Consider the following 23,514-nt stretch of genomic DNA (forward strand, 5'->3'; position numbering starts at 1 on the left):
TGTCTCCTGTTGGTGCGTACGGGCGGGACGTGGGCTGTCGGCGTCAGAACTTGATGCCGCCCAGTAGGCTCGCCAGACTCTCTCCGCCGGCCTTGATGCTCGGGGCGATGGCCGTGCTCGACAGGTAGAAGCCGAACAGGGCCGAGACGCACGCGTGCGAGCCCTTGAGGCCGTCCTTGCGGAAGAACAGGAACACGATGGTGCCGAGCAGGACGACGCCTGACATGGAGAGGATCATTGGGGGCCTCCTGGTGTCGAGGGGGGACAGTCACCATCAGTACTTCCAGGATCACAGCATGTATCTATACGATAAAAGGTGCAAGCGGGTGAATTTCGTGACTTTTCACCCGGTCGGCCGAAGCCGGTCATGGGCTCCTTGAGCAGGGGACTTGCGTCAGTCGGGGCCCGTAGTGATCTTTACCTCGGGCACTTCGGGTCATGTGAGGCACGAGCCAGTACCCTTGCGATTCACCTGAACGGTTGTAATGAGAGGCGGACCGGCCGATGAGTGAAGCCCCCGACCCCGAGGTCGTGGAGCTGGCGACCAAGATCTTCGATCTGGCCCGGCAGGGGCGGACCGAACCGCTCGTGGCGTACGTCGACGCGGGTGTTCCGGCCAACCTCACCAACGACCGCGGTGACTCCCTGGTGATGCTCGCCGCCTACCACGGCCACGCCGACGCGGTCCGTGCGCTGCTCGCCCGTGGCGCGGAGGCGAACCGGGTCAACGACCGAGGCCAGACCCCGCTCGCCGGGGCGGTCTTCAAGGGTGAGACGGACGTCATCAAGACCCTGCTGGAAGGCGGGGCCGACCCCGCCGCGGGCACGCCGTCGGCCGTCGACACGGCCCGCATGTTCGGCAGGACGGAACTTCTGGAACTTTTCGGCGTCAACTGACGCGAACGTCCCGAGCAGCTACGGCACGGAAAACGGGGGAGGCGGTACAGGGCCGCCGGAAATACGGTCGCGGCAGCACACACCGCGGGTCATCATGACGACGTGATTCACGGACGCGATGGCTGGGCAGGTGTTGCCGCACCGCGCGGACCGTGATCGGTCCGCATGGGCCACCGACGAGAGGCAGAGAGATGGTCTACAGCAAGCAAGAGACGGCGGGCGCTCCGACGTTGTGTCACGCGGCCAGGTAGTGCGTGTTCCCCGGTTGCGTCGACGCTTGATGTGAGGCTGTTTCCCATGTTCGATCCGGTCATAGCGCCCAGCGGTACGCTGCTCGGCCTGCTTCAGCGGGGCCGCGGCGACGGAACGCTGCACGCGCTCACCGCCCCTCGCGCGGAAGCGCTTGCGGCCCTGAACCACTGTGTGCTGCGCGATCCCCGCCACGACTGGCAGGTGGAGAACCGCTCCCTGTACTACGCCCGCCTGTATCTCGACCTGAACGGCGACTTGGACGCCGTCGAGGCACACCTCTTCGACTCGGAGGACCTGCTCGACACGGACGAGTCCCGCACCGGCCTGGCTCTCGCGGTGCTCGGGCACCTCGCCTCCTACGGCCGGCACGACGCGCTCGACCTGCTGCGCAGGTACGCCGCTCAGGGCTCCAACTGGGCCTGGGCGCTGGACGAGCTGGCCCTGAGGGACGACGACGCGGGCCTGCGCGCCCTCGCCGCGCCCGTCCTGGCCCGCTTCCCCGCCGATTCCGAGGGCGAGGCCGAGCTGGCCGTCGCCGTGCGCGACGCCTTCGAGCCGAGGCCCTGGCGCCTGTGGGCCGAGGATCGCCGCGAATCGATCGCCACGCGCGTGCGTGCCGCCCAGGAGGCCGGCTGTTTCGACCGCTGGCAACGCCAGATGCGGCCGACCGGGCCCCGCCCGGGATGGAGCGTGGGCGCCGTCTTCGAGTGGGCCCAGCAGGGCATGGACCGCGGCGCCGCCCTCCACGTCCCCGCCGCCCGCTGCCTGGTCGCCGTGGCCGGCCCCGAGGACCGGCCGGAGATCCTGCGGGCGGCCAGGGCCGGCACGGACGGAGCCCGGTGTACCGCGCTGCGCTACCTCGCCGACAGCAACGACCACGACGCCCTGGAACTGATCGAGGCCGCGGTGGCCGACGGCACTTCGGTCGTCGTGGAGGCCGCCGTCGACGCGTTCGAACGGATGCGCAGCATCGCCGCCGTGGACCGCGCGCGCGGCTGGGCCCAGCGCCCCGACGTGCTGGGCGCCGCCGCCGGACGCATGCTCGCCTGTCGCGGCGGTGCCCAGGACAGCGGCCTCGTCCTCGGCGCCCTGCGTGAGGCGGTGCGCGGCGAGGGCCCCGACGCCCCCACCCTGTGGACCCTGGTCGACGGCGCCGGACGCCTCGGCATCGCCTGCGCCGCCCCCGTGCTGCGCCACGTCTACCGTGAGACGGCCTCCTCCCATCTGCGCGGCCGCGCCGCCCGCGCCCTGGCCGCCACCGATCCCTCCTTCGCCACCGGCTTCGCCATCGAATGCCTGTGGGACTGCGAGGAGACCACCCGCGAGATCGCCGCACGGCACGCCGAGACCGGCGACGCCCGCGTCGTGGAGCGCCTGCGCCGCCTGGCCGCCGACCCGGCCGAGGAGGCCGAGGTACAGACCGCGGTACGCAGCCGCTTCGGCCCGGACCTCTCCGCCGGCTGACCCGGTCACGAGCACGGGGCCCGGCCGGGCCCGTCGGAGTGGTCCCGTTGCCCGCCGACGCGCGGGACCGCGTCCGGGGCGGTGTCGTACCCCGCGAGGATGCCGGTGTCCGTGGAGCGGTCCGCCGCCCGTCGTGTGAACGCCGGGTGACTCGCAGGTCAGGCGGCCATGACGGCCGTCTGACCTGCGCGGGTGTGCGACCCAACGCTCATGGGACGTTCCCCGGGCGGAAAGATCGAAGTTGACGCGGCCACGTCCTGCGCGGCGAGAACACCCGTATGCGTGTCGTCATCGTGACCGAATCCTTTCCCCCCGATGTGAACGGCGTGGCCCACTGCGCGCTCCAGACCGCCCGGCACCTCGTAGATCGCGGTCACCTCCCGCTCGTCGTCGCCCCCGCCCCCGCTCCCGGCAGCGGGCCGGACACGGACGCCCCGTGCCCGGTGGTGCGGATCCCGTCCCTCCCGCTCCCCGGCTACCCCCAGGTGCGCGTCGCCCTCCCCAGCCGGCGTCTCGCCGCGGCCCTCGTCTCGCACCGACCCGACGTGGTCCATCTCGCCAGCCCCTTCGTCCTGGGCGTGCGCGGCATGACGGCCGCCGCCCGCCTCGGCGTCCCCGCCGTCGCCGTCTACCAGACCGACCTCGCCGGCTACGCCCGCACCTACATGGGAGCCGGAGAGGCGGCCGCCTGGCGCCGGATCCGCTCGGTGCACGGCGCCGCCGAGCGCACCCTCGCCCCCTCCAGCGCAGCCCTGCACGACCTGGAGGCGCACGGAGTGCCCCGGGTGCGGCTGTGGCAGCGCGGGGTGGACACCGTACGTTTTCGGCCAGAGCACCGTGACGAGGCACTGCGCCGCGAACTCGCGCCGAACGGCGAGCTGATCGTCGGCTACGTCGGCCGGCTCGCCCCCGAGAAGCACGTCGAACTCCTCGCCGGCGTATGCGGCCTGGAGGGCGTCAAGGTCGTGGTCGTCGGCGACGGGCCCAGCCAGGCCCATCTGACCGAGGCCCTGCCCGGCGCCGTCTTCCTGGGCCGCCGCACCGGCATCGAGCTCGCCCGGATCTTCGCCTCGCTGGACGTGTTCGCGCACACCGGCCCCTTCGAGACCTTCTGCCAGACCGTCCAGGAGGCCATGGCCAGCGGGATCCCGGTCGTCGCGCCCGCCGCCGGCGGCCCGCTCGACCTGGTCGCCCACGGCCGCACCGGTCTGCTCGTCCCGCCGCACGACGCCGACGCCGTACTGGACGCCGTCCGCACCCTGGCCGCCGACCCGGCCCGGCGGACCGCCTTCGGCGCCGCCGCCCGCACCATGGTCGAGGGCCGCACCTGGGCCGCCGTCGGCGACCAGTTGATCGCCCACTACGACGACGTCCTCGCGTCGCGCAGGACGGCGGTGGCGGCATGACCGGCCGGCCGCTGCGCATCGTCCGCCTCGCCAACTTCGTCGCACCCGCCTCCGGCGGGCTGCGCACCGCCCTGCGCGAGCTGGGCAAGGGCTTTCGTGCCGCGGGCCACGAACCGGTGCTGATCGTGCCCGGCGAACGGCACACCGACACCGACACCGAGCAGGGCCGGGTCATCACCCTGCCCGGCCCGCCGCTGCCGGGCACGGGCGGCTACCGCGTCCTCACCGACAAGCGGCGCGTGGCCGCCCTCCTGGAGGACCTGGCCCCGGACCGGCTGGAGGTCTCCGACCGTACGACCCTGCGCTGGACCGGCCGCTGGGCCCGCCGTGCGCGCGTCCCCGCCGTGATGGTCTCCCACGAGACCGCCGACGGCGTGCTGCGCACCTGGGGCCTGTCCGAGAACCTCTCCCGGCGGGCCGCCGACGCCCTCAACACCCGCACCGCGCACGTCTACTCGCGGGTGGTCTGCACCACCGAGTTCGCCGAGCGCGAGTTCGTCCGCATCGGTGCGCGCAACGTCGTACGCGCCCCCCTGGGCGTCGACCTGACGGAACGCCACCCCGGGCTGCGCGACCCCGGGCTGCGTGCCCGCCACGCGCGCGGGAGCGAGACGCTGCTCGTGATGTGCTCCCGGCTGTCCATCGAGAAACGCCCCGGCACGGCCCTGGACGCCCTGGAGGCGCTGGTACGGCGCGGGCGCCCCGCGGTGCTCGTGGTGGCCGGGGACGGGCCGCTCAGGGAACGCCTGGAGCAGCGCGCGCGGGAGCGGGGGCTGCCGGTGACGTTCCTCGGGCACGTCTCCGACCGGGCCACGCTCGGGGCGCTCCAGGCGTCCGCCGACGTCTGTCTCGCGCCCGGCCCCGCCGAGACCTTCGGGCTGGCCGCCCTGGAGGCCATGGCCTGCGGCACGCCCGTGGTGGCCAGCGCCTCGTCCGCGCTGTCCGAGGTCATCGGGTCCGCCGGAGCGACCGCGGCCGACCGCGGCGAGGCGTTCGCGGACGCCGTGGAACTGCTGCTGGAGCGCCGTGAGCCCGAACGGCGCGAGGCCGCACGCGCGCGAGCGGAGTGCTTCGGCTGGGGAGCGGCCGTGGAGGCGTTCCTCGCCGCCCACGACGCGGAGGTGCTGCGCACCGGGTTCCGCCGGACCGTGCCGGAGGGCGTGGCATGAGACCCGTCCGCTTCGTCGCGCTCGGGGACTCGCTGACCGAGGGTGTGGGCGACCCCGCCAGGGACGGCTGGCGAGGCTGGGCCGCGCTGCTGGCGCCCTCCCTGGGCGAGGGCACGCAGTTCACCAACCTCGCGGTCAGCGGGGCGCAGACCCGGGACGTCATGGAACGGCAGACGCCCGCCGCGCTCGAACTGCGCCCCGACCTGGTGTCGGTGGTCATCGGCGTCAACGACACCCTGCGCCGCACCTTCGACATCCACGCGGTGACCGCCTGCCTCGACCACGTCTACGCGTCCTGCACCCGCCAGGGCGCCACCCTGCTCACCGCCTGCCTGCCGGACCCCGGCGCGATGCTGGGTCTGCCGAGCGCCCTGGCCAGGCCGCTGGCGCGGCGGCAGCGGGCGGTCAACGCGGTCGTCCACGCGCTGTCCGAGCGCTACGGCGCCGTCCACCTGCACGCGGCGGACGGCGTCTGGATCACCGACCGGGCCCTGTGGAGCGCGGACCGGCTGCACCCCGGCGAGCGCGGGCACCGGCAGCTCGCCGCCCGCTTCCACGCCCTGCTCGCCGAGGCCGGGCGGGCGGCGGGCGAGCCGCCGTCGCTCGAACCGGAGTTCCCCGCACCGACCCGGGCGGCGAGCCTCGTGTGGCTGGCCACCGCGGGCACCGGCTGGGTGGCCCGGCGGTGCCGGGACCTGCTGCCGCAGCTGCTGCGCCTCGCGGCGGACGAGCTGCGTCACCGCGCCCGGGGCACCACGGCCCACCTCGACCTGCACGCCTCCGCCACCGTCTCCGCGGCCCTGTCCGCGCTGCCCCCGGCCGCCCCACCGACGCGACGCTCCGAGGAGCAGGTCGCCGAGACGCAGGCGACTCCTGCGGAACAGGTGGAGGTGGGGGTCGGCTGAGGGGCACGGTTGCCGCCGCAGCCGGTGCTGCCTGCGCGTCCGTCGGGAGGTCTGTGGCGGCGCGGCGGGAGGAATCGGACCGCGGTGCCGGGCGTCGGATGGGCGGCCACCGGGGGCGGTGGCGGGGCGCAGGGACGAGTCGGACCGGAGTGCCGGATGCTGCCTGCGCGGCCGTCGAAACGTCAGCGGCGGGCACCGGGAAGAACCGGGTCGCAGTGCCGGGTGTCGGCTCGGCGGCCGCCGGGAGGTCAGCGGTGGCGGGTCGGGACGAATCGGATCGGTGTGCCGGGTGACGCCTGGGCGGCCGCCGGGAGGTCGGTGGTGCGGACCACCGCGATCACCGGGTAGCCGCCGGTGGTGGGATGGTCGGCGAGGAAGACCACGGGGCGGCCGTCCGGCGGGACCTGGACCGCGCCGAGCACCATGCCCTCGCTGGGCAGCTCACCGGGCCGTGCCCGGGTCAGGACCGGGCCCTCGGTGCGCAGGCCGATGCGGTTGCTCGCCGAGGACACGCGGTACGCGCGCGTGGTGAGGTCGCGGAGCGCGCTCGCCGTGAACCAGTCGGCGCGCGGGCCCGGCGTCACCCGGAGCACGAGTTCCGCCGGCGGACGCGGCTGGGGGGCACCGTCCACGCGCGCGGGCGGCCCCGCCGGGCTGCCGAGCGGCAGCACCGCGCCGTCGGCGAGCGGGGCCGGGCCGAGGCCGGACAGCAGGTCCGTGGCGCGGCTGCCGAGCACCGGTTCGACGGCGACGCCGCCGGACACGGCCACGTAGCTGCGTACACCGGCCACGGCGGCACCCACCTCCAGCAGCGCACCGGCCGGCACCACGACCGGTGCGCCCCACGCGGCGGGGCGCCCGCCGACCGCCACGGGGCAGGGCGCGCCGCCCACCGCGACGGTCACCGTGGCACGGGGCCGCAGCGCGCACCCGTCGAGGGTCGTCTCCAGCACGGCCGCGTCCGGGGCGTTCCCGACGAGCCGGTTGACGAGCCCCGCCGCGAGCGGGTCCAGCGCCCCCGACCGGGGCACACCGAGATGCGCGTACCCGGGCCGCCCCCGGTCCTGCACGGTGGTCAGCGCCCCGCAGCGCACGACGACGAGCGCACGGTCGCTCATGCGTCCTCCACGGGTACGACGTTCATGCGCGCGCGTGAGGCCACTGCCGCACCGGCCGTGCGGGCGCCGGCGACTTCGAGGCCCGCGCGGGCGTACCGCTGCTCGGTCTTCTGTCCGGCCCTGTGCGTCCCGATCCTGCGCGCGCGGGCGGCGCCGGGGCCCACGCGCGCGTGCCCGCTTCGCCGCGCCCCGGTCTCCCGCCCCGTCACCCGCGCCCCGCTCATGCGTCCCCCACCGGAACGAACCGCACGCGGGTGCCCGGTGAGAGGAGGGCGGCGGGCGTGCGGGTGTGGTTCCACAGGGGTGCGTCGGTCGAGCCGATGAGTTGCCAGCCGCCGGGCGAGGAGCGGGGGTAGACGCCGGTGTACGGGCCCGCGAGGGCCACCGCGCCGGCGGGGACGGCGGTGCGGGGAGTGGCCCGGCGCGGCACGTCGTACCGGGCCGGGAGTCCGGTGAGGTAGCCGAAGCCGGGGGCGAACCCGCAGAAGGCCACCGTGAACTCGGTGCCCCCGTGGATGCGGGCCACCTCGTGCTCGCCCACTCTCCAGTGCGCGGCGACCTCCGCGAGGTCGGGGCCGTCGTAGCGCACCGGAAGTTCGACGAGGGCACGCGCGCGTGGGGGAGACGGCGGCACCGCGGAGGAGGTGAGTTCGGATGCCCAACGCACCTGATCGGACAGCCCGTCGAGCAGGACCGTGCGCGCCGCGGGCACGATCTCGCGGACCGTCAGCAAACCCTCCGCGCGGCGCCGCAGCAGCTCGGCGTGCAGGGCCTGTGCCTCCTCGACCGAGGCCACCTCGACGAGCAGCGCGTCGTCGCCCACGGGCAGCGCCCTCACGCGAAGGCCTCCACCCGCACGCCCGCCGCCGCCAGCCGTTCGCGCACCCGGCGGGCCAGCTCCACTGCGCCGGGAGTGTCGCCGTGCAGACACAGCGAGCGGGCGCGTACCTGGATGCGCGCGCCGGAGTGCGCGGTGACCGAGCCGGAGCGCGCAAGGCCGACCGAGCGCTCCACGACGACCTCCGGATCGGTCACCACCGCGCCGTCCCGGCCGCGCGGCACCAGCGTGCCCTCGTCGGTGTACGCCCGGTCCGCGAAGGCCTCCGTCACGGCCGGCAGGCCCGCCTTCCCGGCCAGCTCCAGCAGCCGCGAGCCGGGCAGCCCCAGCACCGGCAGCGAGGGGTCCGCCAGGAGTACGCCGTCGATCACCGCGCGCGCCTGCTCCTCGTCGTGCACGACCCGGTTGTACAGCGCGCCGTGCGGCTTGACGTACGCCACGCGCGCCCCGGCGGCGCGCGCGAACACCTCGAGCGCCCCGATCTGGTAGGCCACCTCGGCCGCCAGTTCGGCGGGCGGCACGTCCATCGCGCGCCGGCCGAACCCGGCGAGGTCCCGGTAGGAGACCTGCGCGCCGATCGTCACCCCGCGCTCGGCCGCCAGGCCGCACACCCGGCGCATGGTCGCCGCGTCCCCGGCGTGGAACCCGCAGGCCACATTGGCGCTGGTGACGACGGACAGCAGCTGTTCGTCCTCGGTGAGCCGCCAGCGGCCGAAGCCCTCGCCCAGGTCGGCGTTCAGATCGATCGCGGTCATGGTCGTCCCGTGTCTCCGGTTCTCGTATCGGGTGGGGTCGGCTGCCGGCATCAGTCGACGCCGACCAGCCGGTACTGCTCGTCGCGGGCGTCGGTCAGGAACATCTGGCCCGGCGCGTGGGTGATGGCGAACGGCGGCCGGGAGGCCGTCACCGCCGCCTGCGGGGTCACCCCGCAGGCCCAGAACACGGGGATGTCGCCGTCGTCCGCGGTCACCGGGTCGCCGAAGTCCGGCCGCCCCAGGTCCGCGATGCCGAGACCCGCCGGGTCCCCGCAGTGCACGGGGCCGCCGTGCACGGCCGGCAGCAGGCTGCTCTCGCGGATCGCGGCAGCCAGGTGCTCCGGCGGCACCGGGCGCATGGACACCACCATCGGCCCCCGCAGCCGGCCCGCCGCACGGCACTGTCGTCCGGTGACGTACATCGGCACGTTGCGGCCCTGCTCGACGTGCCGGATCGGCACACCCGCCCGGGCCAGCGCCCACTCGAAGGTGAAGCTGCACCCGAGCAGGAACGACACCAGGTCATCCCGCCAGTGCGCGCGCACGTCCGTCGGCTCCTCGACCAGCTCGCCGTCCCGCCACACCCGGTAGCGCGGCAGGTCGGTGCGCAGATCGGCGCCCTCGGCGAGGAACGTCGTCGTGGAGCCGGCGTCCGTGACGTCGAGCACCGGGCACGGCCTGGGGTTGCGCTGGCAGAACAGCAGCATGTCGTAGGCCCAGTCGGCGGGCACGGAGATCAGGTTGGCCTGCGTGTGGCCGGCCGCGACCCCGGCCGTCGGACCGGCGAGACCGTCGCGGAACCGGGCCCGCGCGGTTCTCGGGCTCCACGCGCGCGCGTGCTCGTCGGCCGTGGTGACGGGCCGGTCCCCGGTGCTCTGCATCTGCGTCACGCCAGCTCCTTCCCGCGCGTCTCGGGCAGCCCGAGCAGCGCCAGCGCGGCGAGCCCGTAGCCGACCGCGCCGAAGACCAGCGCGCCGCCCACGCCCCAGCTGTCGGCCAGGAAGCCCACCAGGGTCGGGAACACCGCGCCCACCGCGCGGCCGGTGTTGTACGTGAAGCCCTGTCCGGTGCCGCGCACCGCGGTCGGGTACAGCTCGCTCAGGTAGGAGCCGAACCCGCTGAAGATGGCCGACATGCAGAAGCCGAGCGGGAAGCCGAGCACCAGCAGCAAAGTGTCGGCGCCGTGCGGGATGTTCGCGTAGGCCAGCACGCCCAGGGCCGACAGCAGCGCGAACAGCCAGATGTTGGCGCGCCGGCCGATCCGGTCGGTGAGGTGGCCGCCGGTCAGGTAGCCGAGGAACGCGCCGGAGATCAGGAAGGCCAGGTAGGCGCCCGTGCCCACGACCGACAGGCCGCGCTCGGACTTCAGGTACGTGGGCACCCAGGTCGCGAGCGTGTAGTAGCCGCCCTGAACCCCGGTGGAGAGCAGGCTCGCGAAGACCGTGGTCCGCAGCAGGCCCGGGGCGCCGTCGCGGGACGGCCGGAAGATCGCCGCGAACGATCCGCGGCGCGGGTCCTGTTCGCGGCTCGCCGTGGCCGCGGGGGCGTCGTGCACCCGGCGGCGCAGCCACACCACGAGCAGCGCGGGCAGTGCCCCGGTCCAGAACATCACCCGCCAGGCCAGGTCGCCGCCCGCGAAGGAGAAGACCAGCGTGTAGACGACCGCGGCCAGCGCCCAGCCGACCGCCCAGGAACTCTGGACAGCGCCGAGCGTACGGCCCCGGTGGCGCGCGGAGGCGTACTCGGCGACCAGGATCGCCCCGACCGCCCACTCGCCGCCGAAGCCGAGGCCCTGGAGCGCCCGGAAGACGAGCAGCGTCCCGTAGTCGGGCGCGAAACCGCACGCCACGGTGAAGACCGCGTAGGCGATCACCGTGATCATCAGGGCCCGGACCCGGCCCACCCGGTCGGCGACCACGCCCGCCACGGCGCCGCCGATCGCGGAGACCACCAGCGTGACGGTGGTGAACAGACCGGTCTGGCCGCTGCTCAGACCGAAGTACGACGAGAGCGCCACCATCGTCAGCGGCAGCGTGAAGTAGTCGTAGGAATCCAGGGCATATCCGCCGAAAGCGCCGGCGAACGCGCGTCGGCCGCGCGGGCCGAGGGCGCGCAGCCAGCCGAACGCGCCGTCGTCGGCGGTGCGTTCGCCCGGGGATGCGGACGTGGTGGTGCGCGGTGGGGTCGTGCTCATGGGCACCTCGCAGAGGGGACGGAGGGTGCTGGGACGTGAGCAGTGCCGTGCGGAAGCGGAGCGGCCCAGGGTGGGCCCGTACCGTGCCGAGCACCGTAGAGGATCGTTCAACGATCCTTCAATACCCCCGTTGTCTCGTCCCGGTGTCTGCGATTGAATTCCGGGCATGGCAGAGCAGCTGGCGGGACTGGCCGACGACCGCGCCCTGTTGGGGCGCACGAGCACGGCGGAGAGGGTTTCGGACATCCTCAGGAGCCGTATCGCCGACGGGTACTTCCCACCCGGCACCCGGCTCTCCGAGGACAGCATCGGCGGGGCGCTGGGCGTCTCCCGCAACACCCTGCGCGAGGCGTTCCGGCTGCTCACCCACGAACGCCTGCTCGTCCACGAGCTCAACCGGGGCGTGTTCGTCCGGGTCCTGACCGTCGAGGACGTCGAGGACATCTACCGGACGCGCTCCCTCGTCGAGTGCGCCGTCGTCCGGGGTCTCGGCGAGCCGCCGTACCCGGTGCGGGGGCTCGCCGCCGCGGTCGCCGAGGGGGAGAGGGCCGCCGTCGAGAATGACTGGAAAGCGATGGGTACGGCCAACATCCACTTCCACCAGGAACTGGTCGCCCTCGCCGGGAGCGAGCGCACCGACGAGCTGATGCGCAGTGTCTTCGCCGAGCTGCGGCTCGCCTTCCACGTCGTGGACGACCCGCGCCGGCTGCACGAGCCGTACCTCGCCCGCAACCACCAGATCCTCCGGGCGCTGGAGTCCGGGGACCGGCCGGGGGCGGAGGCGCTGCTGGAGACCTACCTCGCGGACTCCCTGGAACGGGTGGTGGAGGTGTACCGGCGCAGGGTCGGCGAGGAGAGCGTCCCGTAGGGGCGAGGGAGCACCCCCGCGGAGGCAAGGGGGAGCACCGGCAGGGCGAGGAGAGCCCCCGTGGCAGGAGCGGGGAACCGCGGCGCAGCCGCGCGGGAACGCGGACGCGCCCTCCCCGGCCAAACCGGCAGAGCCTCTCGTTTGGGTCGATGTCAGACCGAGGACCTAGTCTGTGCACCGTGACTTCGCCTGCACCGACGGACAGCGTTCCGCCCCAGCTCAGCGCGGGGCCGCGCCCGGCACCGGGCCCGGCCGCCGACGAGGGGCTGGCGCGTCGGCTGCGCGCGCTCGCCTGCACCGCGCCGCTGCACGACCTCGACGCACGCAAGGCCAACCTGGCCGGCGAGTACTCGTTGTACGGAATGGCCGAGGTGGCACTGGCCGCCATCGACCTGGTCACCCTCAACATGGACTTCGACACCGGCGCCGACCACGAGCAGATCGTCGCCCGGCTGATCCCGCGCATCGCCGCCCAGGCCCCGCACCGCCCCGCCGCCGAACACGAGCGCGTGGCCCGCTGGGTCCTGGAGAACCTGATCAACGTCGGCAGCGTGGACCGCGGCTTCCGCGCGGTCTACGGCACCTTCGCGACGGACGGCACCTATGTCCGCCGTGACTACGACTTCAAGCTGATCGAGGAGGTCCCCGGCCCCGGCGGCACGGTGTACCTGCGGACGACCGACGAGGCGGTCAACGTCCTCGTCGGCGCCCTCGACACCGACGTCACCAGCGCCCAGATCGCCGCCGAGGTCAAGCTGGAGGTGCTGATCAACCGCGGCCGGCTCGCCGACGCCCAGCTCGCCGCCGAGCAGGCCAGGTACCGCACGGTGCAGTACTCCGAGACGCTGCGCCGCGCCCTGGACGCCACACGGCGCAACGTGCGCGCGGTCGACTGGCTCAACGCCGTGCCCGACATGATCGCCGAGGCCCTGGACCACGTGGCCGACCGCTACCGCCACGAGAACGCCATCCTCACCAACATCCGCAAGGCCCGCGACGAGACCGAGGAGCCCGAGCACAAGCGCCGCGCCGCCGAGCTCGTCGACATCGTCAAGGACTGCATCCGCCGGCACACCCAGCTCCAGTCCCGGCTCCTGGAGGCGGGCCCGCTGTTCCGCGCGGAACAGGACCGGCAGGCCTTCGCCACCCACGCGACCACCTCCGGGACGGACCTCTACGGCCACCTGGTCGCACCGGTGCTGACCCTGCCGGTGGAGCAGGCGACCCGCGTCACGGACGCGTTCTTCACCCACGGCACGGGCTTGCGGACACCGGTGTCCGTGCGGGTGGCGGACCTCGTCGACATACTGCTGACACCGCCCGTGGAACGCGAGCACCTGGGCGCCGAGATGCCCGAACCCGACCTGATCGCGACGCCGGACGACAGCCGGTTCAGCGAGGAGCAGCTCGCCACCGCCATGGAGCTGCTCGACCTGCCCGCCGACGCCCCGCGCAGACTCTCGGGCCTGCTCGGCGAGGCCCGCCGCACCGGCGACACCGATCTGGCCTATCTGGTCGCCCTGCTGGCGGTCCACGCGGCCAGCCCCGCCGTCGGCACCGCCTATCGGCAGGGCGAGGAGAAACTGCTGTTCGCCGTGGACGACGGCACCGAACTCGACGACCCCGAGTTCGGCGGGGCGGACCTGATCGTGGGCACCGCCCTGCTCGACGCGGCGGGAATGGCCGCGGACCGCACGGAAGCAGCATGAGCCGACAACAGCGCGACAAGGAGTCCCAACCGTGAGCGAGCACGTCGAGTGGAGTGACACGGAGGCCGCGGCCCCGTCGGCATCCGCCGCCGTCACCCCCGCCGACGCCGCCGACGCGGCGCGGCTCGTCGCCTTCGGGCTGCAGCCCAAACTGCAGCCCGCACGCGACCAGGAGTACACCGAGCTGCTGCGCCGCTACCGCGACGACCCGCCGTTCGCACGCCTCGCCGACGCCGTCGCCGCCGGTCTGGGACTCGTCGTGCTGGAGGTGTCCACGCGCGCGGGGATGGCCGTGACCGCCGCCGAGGACTCGGTGTTCGCCGTCCGCATGGGCGACTACGCGCGTCGCACCGCCGCCGACTCGGGCGACCGCTTCCTGCACGGACTTGCCCATCTCGCCGTCGCCGCCCTGGCGTTCCCGCGCCCCGAGGACCTGGCCGACGACACCTACATCGGCCGGGTCACGGTCAACGGCGTCGACGCCTTCGTACGGCAGGCCTGCCGCCGCCTGGAGGAGCGCGCCGAGGAGCACGGCGAGAACACCGACCCGGCCACCGATGCGCCCGGCCTGGAGGCAGCCTGGCGGATCTGGGCCAGACGCAGCGCCACCGGCGCCACCAAGGACGCCCGCCGGCCCGCCTCCTCCACCACCGGCATCGTCGCGAAGGCCCTGGCCTTCCTCACCGACTCGGGCTTCCTGCAGCGCACCGGCGACGACAGCGGCGGCACCTACCGCACCACGGCCCGCTACCAGCTCCAGGTCCGTGACATGGCCGGCAGCGCCGCCATGGCCGAACTGCTGGAGCTGGGCGTCGTCCCGGTGACCGACGGCACGGCCACCCTGCTGCCCGGCGACGACACCGACGACCTGGAACTGGTGGCCGACGCGGGGCTGCCGTTCCACTCCTGAAGCGTCCGCACCCCCTGACGCGCCCGAACCACCGCACCTTTCACCAGACTTACGAGAGTCCGCCATGTACGAGCTGTCCCGGGTCCGCCTCTACTCCATCGGTCCCGCCGGTGCGCGCTACGCCGACACCGTGCTTGACCTGCGGGGCGTGGGCGAGCCCGTGCCCGACCCGGCGCCCACGCAGGCGGAGTTCTTCGAGGAGGAGCCGTCCGGGCCGCCGCGCCGGCCCGCGCCCGCCGGCGTGCTGTTCCTGGAGAACGGCGGCGGCAAGTCCGTCCTGCTCAAGCTGATCTTCTCGGTGATGCTGCCGGGCCACCGCAACACCCTCGGCGGCGCCAGCTCCGGCGTGCTGCGCAAGTTCCTGCTCGCCGACGACTGCGGACACGTGGCCCTGGAGTGGCAGCACGTGCAGACCGGCGAGTGCGTCGTGGTCGGCAAGGTCAGCGAGTGGCGCGGACGGCAGGTGTCCAACGACCCGCGCAAGTTCGCCGAGGCCTGGTACTCCTTCCGGCCCGGACCCGGCCTCAGCCTGGACAACCTGCCGGTGGCCGAGTCCACTGCCGTACGGCCGCCCGTCGAGGGCACCTCCGGCGCCCAGGGCCGCCGCCGCACCATGAAGGGCTTCCGCGACGCCCTCATGGAGGCCGGCAAGGCCTACCCGCACCTGGAGGTCCACTGGGAGGAGATCCACGACCGCTGGATCGAGCACCTCGGCGAGCTGGGCCTCGACCCGGAGCTCTTCCGCTACCAGCGGGAGATGAACGCCGACGAGGGCGAGGCGGCCGGACTCTTCGCGGTCAAGAAGGACTCCGACTTCACCGACCTGCTGCTGCGCGCGGTCACCGACACCCGGGACACCGACGGCCTCGCCGACCTCGTCGGCGGCTTCGGCAACAAGCTCGGCCGGCGCGCCGAACTCATCGCCGAACGCGACTTCACCGCCGGCTCGGCAGACCTGCTCGGACGGATCGTCGAGGCCGCCGAAGCCCGCTCCCGCGCGCGTGACGTCCACGCGGGCGCCGAGCGCCGCACCCGCACGCTGGCCCGGCGGCTGTCCGCGCGGGCCGTCCAGGAGCGGGTGCGGGCCGCCGACCTCGCCCAGCGGGTCACGGCCGCCGCGTACGCCGTCACGCACTCCGAGGGCGCACGGGAGCGCAGCTCCCTGGTCGCCGCCGAACTCGCCTACCGGCACGCCTCCCTGGCCCTCGCGGCCGCCGAGAAGGCCGCCGCCGCCCAGAAGCGCGAGCTGGCCGACGCCCGCACCCTGCACTCCGCCTGGCAGGCCGCCGAGGCCGTGCTGCGCCACCGCGCGGCCGCCGACCGCGCCGCACGCGTCTCGGCCGCCATCCAGGAGGCCGAACGCGACGCGGCCCCCGCCCTCGCCGCCCGCGCCAAGGCCGCCGTGGACCTCGTACGGGCGCTGCACGCGGCCGCCGGGAGCGCAGAGAGCCTCGCCAACGAGGAGGAGGAGCGTTCCGCCGCCCTCCAGGGGGTCAGCGACTCCGCCCACCGCGACTCCACGGGCGCGGCCACCGAGGCCCAGCGGGCCCGCAGCGAGGCCGGACACCTGCGCCAGCGGCTCACCGAGGTCGAGCAGGAGACCGCCGAGGCGGTCCGCGCCGGCTGGCTCGACGACAGCGCCCCGGACGCCGACCCGGCCCGCGCCGCACTGGCCGCCAGCGACGCCGAGAAGACCGCCGTCGCCGCCTGGGACACCGCCCGCGAGGCCGCCCGCAAGGCGACCGAGCACGCCCGCGAGACGGCCTCCGCCGAGTCCCGCGCCGAGCTGACCGCGGCCCGCGCGGCGGACGCGGCGACCGCGGCCGAGCGGACGTACGACGCCGAGCGGCGCCTCGCGGAGTCGCTGGCCGCCGAGGAGCGGCTCGCGGAACTGCTGAGCCTGCCGGGCGCGCCGTCCGGAGCGTCCCGCGCGGGCGTGCCCGCGCCCCGGACGGAAGGGGCCGACGGCACGCGCCCGGGCCGGACCGCGGACGCGGACGACCCGGCCGGCGCCCCCCTCACCGCCGAGGAACTCGACCGGTTCGCGGACGAGTTGCGTGAACTCCTCGACGACTCCGTGTCGAGCGCCGAACGCCACCTCTTCGACCTGCGCACGGCCGCCGCCGACGACGCGAGGATCCTCGGCGCCCTGGGCCACGGCGGGCTGCTGCCGCCCGGGCCCGACGTGCTGGCCACCGTCGAGTTCCTCGGCGAGCGCGGCATCCCCGCGCTGCCCGGCTGGCGCTACCTCGCCCAGGCCGTCGACCCCGCCGACCACGCGCGCGTGCTCGCCGCCCGCCCGGAACTGGTCGACGGTGTGATCATCACCGACCCCGACACGCACGCGCGTGCCCGCGAGGCCCTCGGCGACGCCGCCCTGCTGCCCCGCTCCGCGGTGGCCGTCGGCACGGCAGCCGCCCTGCTCGCCCCGACCCCCGCCGAGGGCACCGGCCCCGCCGACGTCTTCCTCGTGCCGCCGAACCCGGCCATGCACGACGAGCACGCCGCCGACGAGGAACGGCAGACGCTGCGCGCCCGGGCCACCGAGCGCGACGAGGAGATCCGCACGCTCGCCGCCCGGCTCGGCAAGGACCGCGAACTCGCCGCCCGGCTCGCCTCCTGGCGCACCGGCTGCCCGGCCGGACGCCTCGTCGAGCTGTCCGCGGCCGCCGAGGAGGCCCGCGCCTTCGCCGAGGAGAGCGAGGCCGAACTCGCCGAGGCACGCACCGCACGCGCGGAGGCCGAGGAGGCCGCCGCCGAGGCCACCCAGGTCCGTGACGAACGGCAGGAGACCGCGCAGAAGGCCCGGCGCGCCGCCGACGCCCTCGCCGGACTCGCCTTCCGGCTCCGCGAGCGCGCCGGCTGGCAGGTCAAACTGCGCGAACTCGCCGACGAGGCCGCGGAGTCCGAGGCCCGCGCCCAGGTCTGCCTGGAACGTGCCCGCGCCGCCGACGAGGACCGCCGCGGCGCCCAGCGCGCCGCCGACGACGCCCGCCGCACCGCCCGCGCCCTGCGCGCCGAACGCTCCGAGATCGCCGGCGCCCCCGACGACGTGCCGGCCGACGACGCGGACGCCCCGCAGGCCGCCCTGCCCGCCCTGCGCGAGGCCTACCGGGCCGCCTCGCAGTTGTACGAGAAGGTCGGTGTCGGCGCCGACCTGCGCGCCGAGCAGGCCCGCGCCGAGAGCGACGAGAGCGCCGCCCGCGCCGAACTGGACCGGCTCAGCAACAAGGTCCGCACCCGTGCCGAGCAGCTCCTCCAGTCGCCCGACGGCTCCGACGGACCCTCCCGGCAGGCGGCGGCCGCGCGTGCCGAGGAGCTGGTCCAGCTCCTGGAGACCCGCATGTCCACCGCGAGCGAGCAGCTCGGCCGGCTGCGCGGCGAGGCCGAGCGGCACGCGCCCGAGGACGGCGAGGCGCACACCGAGCTGCCCGAGGATCTCGTCCCGCGCGACGCCGAGCACGCCCAGGCCCTCCTGCGCACCGCCACGGGCGAACTCGCCGCCCGCGCCGAGGCGCTGGCCGAGGCCCGCGCCGCCCACGCCGAGCTGCTGGCCGCCCACCGGGCCGCCGAGGACGCGGCCGGCGGCTTCGACGAGATCGCCGCGATGCTCCGGGACCTGCTGCGCGAGCACGCCGAGGAGGAGCAGGAGGAACCGGAGCCGTACTCCGGCGGCCTGGAGGAGGCCCGGCACTCCGCCGCCGAGGCCCGCCGCTCGCTGCGCGGCTGCTCCGCCGACCTCTCCGCCGCCGAGGGAGCCGTGCGCGAGGCGAGCGACGTGCTCGTCCGGCACGCCAACTCCACCCGCTACGAACAGGTCCGCACCCCGGCCCGGCAGCAGATCCGTGAACTGCCCGCCTCCGCGCTCCCCGAGCACGCGCAGAAGTGGGCGGACGCCTTCGCGCCCCGACTGCGCGTCCTGACCGACGAGTTGGCGCAGCTGGAGCGCAACCGCGACTCGATCGTGGACCGGCTGCGCGGTCTCGTGGAGTCGGCTCTGGCGACGCTCAGGTCCGCCCAGCGGCTCTCCCGGCTGCCCGAGGGGCTCGGCGAGTGGTCCGGCCAGGAGTTCCTGCGCATCCGCTTCGAGGAGCCCGACCAGGCCACGCTCACCGAACGGCTCGGCGAGGTCATCGACGAGGCCACGCGCGCGGCCGTGAAGAAGAACTCCGACCTGCGCCGCGACGGCATGTCCCTGCTGCTGCGGGGCGTCGCGGCGGCACTGCAGCCGAAGGGCGTGGCGGTCGAGATCCTCAAGCCGGACGCCGTGCTGCGGGCCGAGCGGGTGCCCGTCGGGCAGATGGGCGACGTGTTCTCGGGCGGTCAGCTCCTGACCGCCGCGATCGCCCTGTACTGCACGATGGCCGCGCTCCGGTCGAACGACCGGGGCCGTGACAGGCACCGGCACGCTGGCACGCTGTTCCTGGACAACCCGATCGGCCGCGCCAACGCCACGTATCTGCTGGAGCTCCAACGGGCCGTGTCCGACGCGCTCGGCGTGCAGCTGCTCTACACCACGGGCCTGTTCGACACCACCGCACTGGCGGAGTTCCCGCTGGTCATCCGTCTGCGCAACGACGCCGACCTCAGGGCCGGCCTGAAGTACATCAGCGTGGAGGAGCACCTGCGCCCCGGTCTTCCTCAGCAGCCTCAGACCGGAGAAGCGGTGCACAGCGAGATCACCGCGACACGGATGTACAAGCGACCTGCATAGCCGTCAGGGACCCGCGCCCTCTGCACGGGCCCGTCCCGCTCCGGTCGGGCCCGCCCTGCTTCGGACGGGCCCGACCGCACCGCAGCGTGGCGACCGGCGCGCGGCCGCGAGCCCCGGGCCGCCGGGGCGATGCCGTCAGGAGTGCGACAACTGTCCTGTGCCGCCCCGCCGTCCTATCCGCTCCTGGTCCCGCTGGGGCGCCGGCTCCTGCCGCCTGTGGGCCCGCCGCTCGCGGCGCAGCGCCCTGGCGGTGCTGCTCGGCTCGGAGACCACTCCGTGCCGCTGGTTCCACACCTGGCGGGTCACCCAGACGTCGACCACGGCCCAGGTGGCCACCACCGTGCTCGCCACGCTGCTGATCACCATGGGGAACGCCAGCCAGGACCCGGCCATCGTGCACAGGAACGCCACCATCGCCTCGATCAGCGTCACCGCGATGACGATGAGCGCCCGCACCGCCGCCGTGCGCACCGGGTCGGGTATGGGATGCCGGCGCGCCGGCTCCTCCACCCACAACGGCCGGTATTCCCGGTCCTGTTCGTCCTCCAAGAACTCCCCGGCGCGCGCCTGCGCCGGGATGCCGCGATCCGCGGCATGGTGTCCGCGCCGCCCCGCCACGCTCTGCCCGGGCGCCTTGCTCCGCTCCGCCGTGCCCATCACCGTGTCACTCCCCACCGCCTGCAGACCGCTTGCCCCGATGTCCGAAGACCCCGACTCCCCTGTGGCTGCCCGGCTTGCGCTGTTTTACGCTGCCGGGGTGCGGGATGCGGCTCCTGTGGCCCATTCCGCCCCCATTTCCCGTAGAGAAGGACGAGCGAGAGCGCACGAAGATTCCCCATCGGCGAAAAATTCCAGCCAACCGCCCGTCCGTGCCCACTCGTCCGCTCCTGGAGTGCCCCTCCGAATCGCGGGTCAATCTCCCGTAATGCCCGGACAACTCACCCCGTCCGGGGGCGGGCACGGAAGTTCGCCTTCCGGACAGGTCTTCGAGTTAACTGTGAGGCGGTAGTAGGCTCGCGCCGTTTGTTGACGCACACGTACACCCCCGGCCGGCGGGGGTCGAGCTGGGGGAGGCCATGCGCTTTCGCGGGAAGTCGATCCGCCGGAAGATCGTGGCGCTGCTTCTCGTGCCGCTGCTGTCGCTGACCGCCATCTGGGGCTTCGCCACGGTCGTCACGGGGCGCGAAGCCGCCCGGCTGTTCCAGGTGACCGACGTCGTACAGGACATCGGCTATCCCACCGAGGACACCGTCCGCGTCCTCCAGCAGGAGCGCCGGCAGACCCTCGTCTACCTCGCCGACCCGCGGGCCTCCGACACGCTCTCCGCCCTGCAGCGCACCCGCACCGCCACCGACCGGGCCATCGCCAGGTTCCGGAAGAACGCCGGCGACCGCCATCTCCTCGGCGGCCTGAACGCGAGCGACAACGAACACCTCACCGCCGTCCTCGACGCCTTCGGCGGGCTCGACGCCCTGCGCCGCAGCGTCGAGGGGGGCACGGTCAACCGCGCCCAGGCCCTCGACCTCTACGACCGCCTCGTCGACCCCTGCTACGCGCTGCTCGCCACCCTCGACGGCATCGACGACGTCGACATGGACAAGCAGTCCCGCGCCCTGGTCAACATCAGCCGCGCCCGCGAACTGCTCTCCCGCGAGGACGCCCTGCTCGGCTCCTCGCTCGTGGTCGGCCGGCTCACCCGCGACGAGACCCGCGACATCTCCGACCTCGTCGCCCAGCGCACCCTCCTGTACGACATCAGCCTGCCGGTGCTGCCCGCCGCGGAGCGCGAACGCTACGAGCGCTTCTGGAACAACGCCACCACCGCCCCGCTGCGCGCGGCCGAACAGACCGTCACCGACAGCGGTTCGGGCACCCCGCGCGACGTCACCGCGAAGAGCTGGGACTCCGCCGCCGGGAGCGTCCTCCACAACCTGGGCACCCTCGACGACCAGGCGGGCGACCGTTTCCAGGAGCGCATGCACCCCGTCGCCATGGGCGTCATCGCACAGGCCGCCGTCGCGGGCCTGCTCGGCCTGATCGCGCTCCTGGTGTCCGTCGTCCTCTCCGTCCGGATCGGCCGCGGCCTCATCCGCGACCTGCGGCAGCTGCGCCTGGACGCGCACGAGGCGTCCGGGGTCCGGCTGCCCAGCGTGATGCGCCGCCTGTCCGTGGGCGAACAGGTCGACGTCGAGACCGAGGTGCCGCGCCTGGAGTACGACAAGAACGAGATGGGCGAGGTCGGCCAGGCACTCAACACCCTCCAGCGCGCCGCCGTCGAGGCCGCCGTCAAGCAGGCCGAGCTGCGGGCCGGTGTCTCCGAGGTGTTCGTCAACCTCGCCCGCCGCAGCCAGGTGCTGCTGCACAAGCAGCTCACGCTCCTCGACACCATGGAACGCCGGACCGAGGACACCGACGAACTCGCCGACCTCTTCCGCCTGGACCACCTCACCACCCGTATGCGCCGGCACGCCGAGGGCCTGGTGATCCTCTCCGGCGCCGCGCCGTCCCGGCAGTGGCGCCGGCCCGTGCAGCTGATGGACATCGTCCGCGCCGCCGTCGCCGAGGTCGAGGACTACGAGCGCGTCGAGGTCCGCCGCCTCCCGCGCGTCGCCGTGACCGGTCCGGCCGTCGCCGACGTCACCCACCTCGTGGCCGAACTCCTGGAGAACGCCACGGTCTTCTCGCCCCCGCACACCGCCGTCCAGGTCATCGGCGAGCGGGTCGCCAACGGCTTCACCCTGGAGATCCACGACCGGGGTCTGGGCATGACGGCCGAGGCGCTCCTGGACGCCAACCTGCGCCTCGCCGAGACCCCCGAGTTCGAACTCTCCGACACCGACCGGCTCGGTCTGTTCGTGGTCAGCCGCCTCGCGCAGCGGCAGAACGTCCGCGTCTCACTCCAGCCTTCGCCCTACGGAGGCACCACCGCCGTCGTCTTCATCCCCGACGCGCTGCTCAGCGACGAGGTCCCGGACACCAACGGCATCGGCTTCCGCCTCGACCGCGACCGTCCCGCGAAGGACACCGGCCAGCCGGTGAGCCGGGCCGCCGGACGGCCCCGGGCACAGCTGCAGCTGCCCGGCCTGCCGACCTCCGTGCTGGACGGCCCGGTGGAGCTGGAGGCGCCCGTCGATCTCGACGCCCTCGACGACTTCCCCGGCGTCCTCGCGGACGAGGACAGCGAGCGCGGCGGTCTCTTCCGCCCCCGCCGTTCCCGGTCCCGCGCCGACGATCCGGCCGGCGACCCGGCCGAGGACGAGGCGGCCCCCCGGCCGGGCGACCGCACGGCGTTCCCCGAGACCGGCGACCCCGGACTCGTACCGCTCCCGCGGCGGCAGACACCCAAGCTGGTCAGCTCGCACGGCAAGCCCGTCACCGACCAGCGCTCCCGTCGGCCCGAACCGGGCCGCCAGGCCTCCACGGGCCCGCAGAGCGCCGAGGCGGGGCCGGCGCCGCTGCCCCGCCGCCGCGGCCCGGCAGCCCGGCGCCCGGCCGAGAGCGCCGACCGCGCGGACGAACTCCGGCCCGCCCCGCCCGGCGGCGTCGGCGAGACACCCGGGGCTCCGGACCTGCCCCGGCGCATCCGGTCCACGCCGACCGCCTCCGACGGCCCGGCCCGGCCGGCGGCCGACTCGGGCGCGGAAGCGGGCACCGGCCCGTTGCCCCGGCGCGTGCGACAGGCCAGCCTGGCCCCCCAGCTCAAGCAGGACACCGAACGGCGGACCGAGCGTGCGGCGGAGCCCGCCGACCGCGACGCCGAGGAGGTACGCAGCCGTATGGCCTCGCTCCAGCGCGGCTGGCAGCGCGGCCGCGACGAGAACGCCGCGGGCGACGAGGCCCGGAACGGCACAGCACCAGGAACGACTAAGGGGGACGGTCGATGACCGCACCGAAGGCGGCCGGCCACACGGCGACGAACAACGGCGAGCTGAACTGGCTCCTGGACGACCTCGTGGACCGGGTCGCCAGCATCCGCAAGGCCGTCGTACTGTCCGGCGACGGCCTGCCCACGGGCGTGTCCAAGGACCTGACCAGGGAGGACAGTGAGCACCTCGCCGCCGTCGCGTCCGGCTTCCACAGCCTCGCCAAGGGCGTGGGCCGCCACTTCGACGCCGGCAGCGTCCGGCAGACGGTGGTCGAGCTGGACGACGCCTTCCTGTTCGTGACCGCCGCCGGCGACGGCAGCTGCCTCGCGGTGTTCTCGGACGCCGACTCCGATGTCGGGCAGGTCGCCTACGAGATGACCCTCCTGGTCAAGCGGGTCGGCGTACATCTGGGCGCCGCTCCGCGCACCGATCTGCCCGCAGGCGGGTAG

Annotated in this window: 19 protein-coding genes; 11 read left to right on the plus strand and 8 right to left on the minus strand. The window is 74.5% G+C overall.

All coding sequences use genetic code 11. From position 1 onward, the window contains the following. Positions 1 to 43: 43 nt before the first annotated feature. Positions 44 to 238 (minus strand): hypothetical protein, encoded by a 195-nt coding sequence (locus ACZ7FF_RS34280; protein WP_061930217.1) that lies wholly within the window; start codon positions 236 to 238, stop codon positions 44 to 46. Between the two features lie 266 nt (positions 239 to 504). On the opposite strand from ACZ7FF_RS34280, the gene ACZ7FF_RS34285 reads away from it, so the two are divergent. The 5 genes from ACZ7FF_RS34285 (at position 505) to ACZ7FF_RS34305 (ending at position 6,093) form a co-directional block, all read left to right on the plus strand. After that, positions 505 to 897, plus strand: coding sequence for an ankyrin repeat domain-containing protein (locus ACZ7FF_RS34285; protein ID WP_470817296.1), 393 nt, complete (start codon positions 505 to 507; stop codon positions 895 to 897). A gap of 297 nt (positions 898 to 1,194) precedes the next feature. Continuing rightward, positions 1,195 to 2,613 (plus strand): HEAT repeat domain-containing protein, encoded by a 1,419-nt coding sequence (locus ACZ7FF_RS34290; protein ID WP_470817298.1) that lies wholly within the window; start codon positions 1,195 to 1,197, stop codon positions 2,611 to 2,613. 278 nt (positions 2,614 to 2,891) lie between these two features. Continuing rightward, positions 2,892 to 4,019 (plus strand): glycosyltransferase family 4 protein, encoded by a 1,128-nt coding sequence (locus tag ACZ7FF_RS34295; protein ID WP_470817299.1) that lies wholly within the window; start codon positions 2,892 to 2,894, stop codon positions 4,017 to 4,019. After that, on the plus strand, positions 4,016 to 5,188 hold the full coding sequence (locus ACZ7FF_RS34300) for a glycosyltransferase (RefSeq protein WP_470817301.1): 1,173 nt from the start codon (positions 4,016 to 4,018) through the stop codon (positions 5,186 to 5,188). The genes ACZ7FF_RS34295 and ACZ7FF_RS34300 overlap by 4 nt, the downstream gene beginning before the upstream one ends. Continuing rightward, a complete protein-coding gene (locus ACZ7FF_RS34305) occupies positions 5,185 to 6,093 on the plus strand; it encodes an SGNH/GDSL hydrolase family protein (RefSeq protein WP_470817303.1) in 909 nt (302 codons plus the stop codon). The genes ACZ7FF_RS34300 and ACZ7FF_RS34305 overlap by 4 nt, the downstream gene beginning before the upstream one ends. Before the next feature lie 248 nt (positions 6,094 to 6,341). On the opposite strand, the gene ACZ7FF_RS34310 is transcribed toward ACZ7FF_RS34305, so the two are convergent. The 6 genes from ACZ7FF_RS34310 to ACZ7FF_RS34335 are packed head-to-tail and all read right to left on the minus strand — an operon-like array spanning position 6,342 to position 10,998. Continuing rightward, entirely contained in the window at positions 6,342 to 7,211 is an 870-nt protein-coding gene (locus tag ACZ7FF_RS34310) for a 5-oxoprolinase subunit C family protein (RefSeq protein ID WP_470817305.1), read from the minus strand. After that, the gene (locus ACZ7FF_RS34315; RefSeq protein ID WP_470817306.1) at positions 7,208 to 7,435 is read right to left on the minus strand and encodes a hypothetical protein; all 228 of its coding nucleotides are present in this window, start codon (positions 7,433 to 7,435) and stop codon (positions 7,208 to 7,210) included. Before ACZ7FF_RS34315 ends, ACZ7FF_RS34310 begins: the two co-directional genes overlap by 4 nt. Further along, a complete protein-coding gene (locus ACZ7FF_RS34320; protein WP_470817308.1) occupies positions 7,432 to 8,049 on the minus strand; it encodes a 5-oxoprolinase subunit B family protein in 618 nt (205 codons plus the stop codon). Before ACZ7FF_RS34320 ends, ACZ7FF_RS34315 begins: the two co-directional genes overlap by 4 nt. Further along, positions 8,046 to 8,804, minus strand: a complete 759-nt coding sequence (locus tag ACZ7FF_RS34325) for a LamB/YcsF family protein (protein WP_470817310.1) — start codon at positions 8,802 to 8,804, stop codon at positions 8,046 to 8,048. The genes ACZ7FF_RS34320 and ACZ7FF_RS34325 overlap by 4 nt, the downstream gene beginning before the upstream one ends. Positions 8,805 to 8,854: 50 nt before the next feature. Continuing rightward, positions 8,855 to 9,685, minus strand: a complete 831-nt coding sequence (locus ACZ7FF_RS34330) for a putative hydro-lyase (protein ID WP_470817357.1) — start codon at positions 9,683 to 9,685, stop codon at positions 8,855 to 8,857. A gap of 5 nt (positions 9,686 to 9,690) precedes the next feature. Beyond that, the gene (locus ACZ7FF_RS34335; protein WP_470817311.1) at positions 9,691 to 10,998 is read right to left on the minus strand and encodes an MFS transporter; all 1,308 of its coding nucleotides are present in this window, start codon (positions 10,996 to 10,998) and stop codon (positions 9,691 to 9,693) included. A 166-nt stretch (positions 10,999 to 11,164) separates the two neighbouring features. On the opposite strand from ACZ7FF_RS34335, the gene ACZ7FF_RS34340 reads away from it, so the two are divergent. From ACZ7FF_RS34340 to ACZ7FF_RS34355, 4 genes are all read left to right on the plus strand, one after another. After that, on the plus strand, positions 11,165 to 11,866 hold the full coding sequence (locus ACZ7FF_RS34340; RefSeq protein WP_470817312.1) for a GntR family transcriptional regulator: 702 nt from the start codon (positions 11,165 to 11,167) through the stop codon (positions 11,864 to 11,866). A gap of 179 nt (positions 11,867 to 12,045) precedes the next feature. Beyond that, on the plus strand, positions 12,046 to 13,575 hold the full coding sequence (locus ACZ7FF_RS34345) for a hypothetical protein (RefSeq protein ID WP_470817314.1): 1,530 nt from the start codon (positions 12,046 to 12,048) through the stop codon (positions 13,573 to 13,575). 31 nt (positions 13,576 to 13,606) lie between these two features. Further along, positions 13,607 to 14,485 carry a hypothetical protein gene (locus tag ACZ7FF_RS34350; RefSeq protein WP_470817316.1) on the plus strand — a complete coding sequence of 293 codons (879 nt, stop codon included), beginning with the start codon at positions 13,607 to 13,609 and terminating at the stop codon, positions 14,483 to 14,485. Between the two features lie 64 nt (positions 14,486 to 14,549). Next, complete coding sequence (locus ACZ7FF_RS34355) at positions 14,550 to 19,199, plus strand: hypothetical protein (RefSeq protein ID WP_470817318.1); 4,650 nt, start codon at positions 14,550 to 14,552, stop codon at positions 19,197 to 19,199. Between the two features lie 135 nt (positions 19,200 to 19,334). Here ACZ7FF_RS34355 and ACZ7FF_RS34360 read toward each other — a convergent pair whose 3' ends face one another. Continuing rightward, positions 19,335 to 19,856, minus strand: a complete 522-nt coding sequence (locus ACZ7FF_RS34360; protein WP_470817319.1) for a hypothetical protein — start codon at positions 19,854 to 19,856, stop codon at positions 19,335 to 19,337. A gap of 419 nt (positions 19,857 to 20,275) precedes the next feature. Here ACZ7FF_RS34360 and ACZ7FF_RS34365 point away from each other — a divergent pair, with 419 nt between their 5' ends. Next, the gene (locus tag ACZ7FF_RS34365) at positions 20,276 to 23,083 is read left to right on the plus strand and encodes a nitrate- and nitrite sensing domain-containing protein (RefSeq protein ID WP_470817320.1); all 2,808 of its coding nucleotides are present in this window, start codon (positions 20,276 to 20,278) and stop codon (positions 23,081 to 23,083) included. Further along, the gene (locus ACZ7FF_RS34370; protein ID WP_470817322.1) at positions 23,080 to 23,514 is read left to right on the plus strand and encodes a roadblock/LC7 domain-containing protein; all 435 of its coding nucleotides are present in this window, start codon (positions 23,080 to 23,082) and stop codon (positions 23,512 to 23,514) included. The genes ACZ7FF_RS34365 and ACZ7FF_RS34370 overlap by 4 nt, the downstream gene beginning before the upstream one ends.

This window comes from Streptomyces sp. NPDC037126 (assembly GCF_055605965.1).

What these genes read in the sequence shown, in the direction of transcription:
- ACZ7FF_RS34280 (WP_061930217.1), bottom strand. Translation starts at nt 238, where the DNA reads ATGATCCTCTCCATGTCAGGCGTCGTCCTGCTCGGCACCATCGTGTTC.
- ACZ7FF_RS34285 (WP_470817296.1), top strand. Translation starts at nt 505, where the DNA reads ATGAGTGAAGCCCCCGACCCCGAGGTCGTGGAGCTGGCGACCAAGATC.
- ACZ7FF_RS34290 (WP_470817298.1), top strand. Translation starts at nt 1,195, where the DNA reads ATGTTCGATCCGGTCATAGCGCCCAGCGGTACGCTGCTCGGCCTGCTT.
- ACZ7FF_RS34295 (WP_470817299.1), top strand. Translation starts at nt 2,892, where the DNA reads ATGCGTGTCGTCATCGTGACCGAATCCTTTCCCCCCGATGTGAACGGC.
- ACZ7FF_RS34300 (WP_470817301.1), top strand. Translation starts at nt 4,016, where the DNA reads ATGACCGGCCGGCCGCTGCGCATCGTCCGCCTCGCCAACTTCGTCGCA.
- ACZ7FF_RS34305 (WP_470817303.1), top strand. Translation starts at nt 5,185, where the DNA reads ATGAGACCCGTCCGCTTCGTCGCGCTCGGGGACTCGCTGACCGAGGGT.
- ACZ7FF_RS34310 (WP_470817305.1), bottom strand. Translation starts at nt 7,211, where the DNA reads ATGAGCGACCGTGCGCTCGTCGTCGTGCGCTGCGGGGCGCTGACCACC.
- ACZ7FF_RS34315 (WP_470817306.1), bottom strand. Translation starts at nt 7,435, where the DNA reads ATGAGCGGGGCGCGGGTGACGGGGCGGGAGACCGGGGCGCGGCGAAGC.
- ACZ7FF_RS34325 (WP_470817310.1), bottom strand. Translation starts at nt 8,804, where the DNA reads ATGACCGCGATCGATCTGAACGCCGACCTGGGCGAGGGCTTCGGCCGC.
- ACZ7FF_RS34330 (WP_470817357.1), bottom strand. Translation starts at nt 9,685, where the DNA reads ATGCAGAGCACCGGGGACCGGCCCGTCACCACGGCCGACGAGCACGCG.
- ACZ7FF_RS34335 (WP_470817311.1), bottom strand. Translation starts at nt 10,998, where the DNA reads ATGAGCACGACCCCACCGCGCACCACCACGTCCGCATCCCCGGGCGAA.
- ACZ7FF_RS34340 (WP_470817312.1), top strand. Translation starts at nt 11,165, where the DNA reads ATGGCAGAGCAGCTGGCGGGACTGGCCGACGACCGCGCCCTGTTGGGG.
- ACZ7FF_RS34355 (WP_470817318.1), top strand. Translation starts at nt 14,550, where the DNA reads ATGTACGAGCTGTCCCGGGTCCGCCTCTACTCCATCGGTCCCGCCGGT.
- ACZ7FF_RS34360 (WP_470817319.1), bottom strand. Translation starts at nt 19,856, where the DNA reads ATGGGCACGGCGGAGCGGAGCAAGGCGCCCGGGCAGAGCGTGGCGGGG.
- ACZ7FF_RS34365 (WP_470817320.1), top strand. Translation starts at nt 20,276, where the DNA reads ATGCGCTTTCGCGGGAAGTCGATCCGCCGGAAGATCGTGGCGCTGCTT.
- ACZ7FF_RS34370 (WP_470817322.1), top strand. Translation starts at nt 23,080, where the DNA reads ATGACCGCACCGAAGGCGGCCGGCCACACGGCGACGAACAACGGCGAG.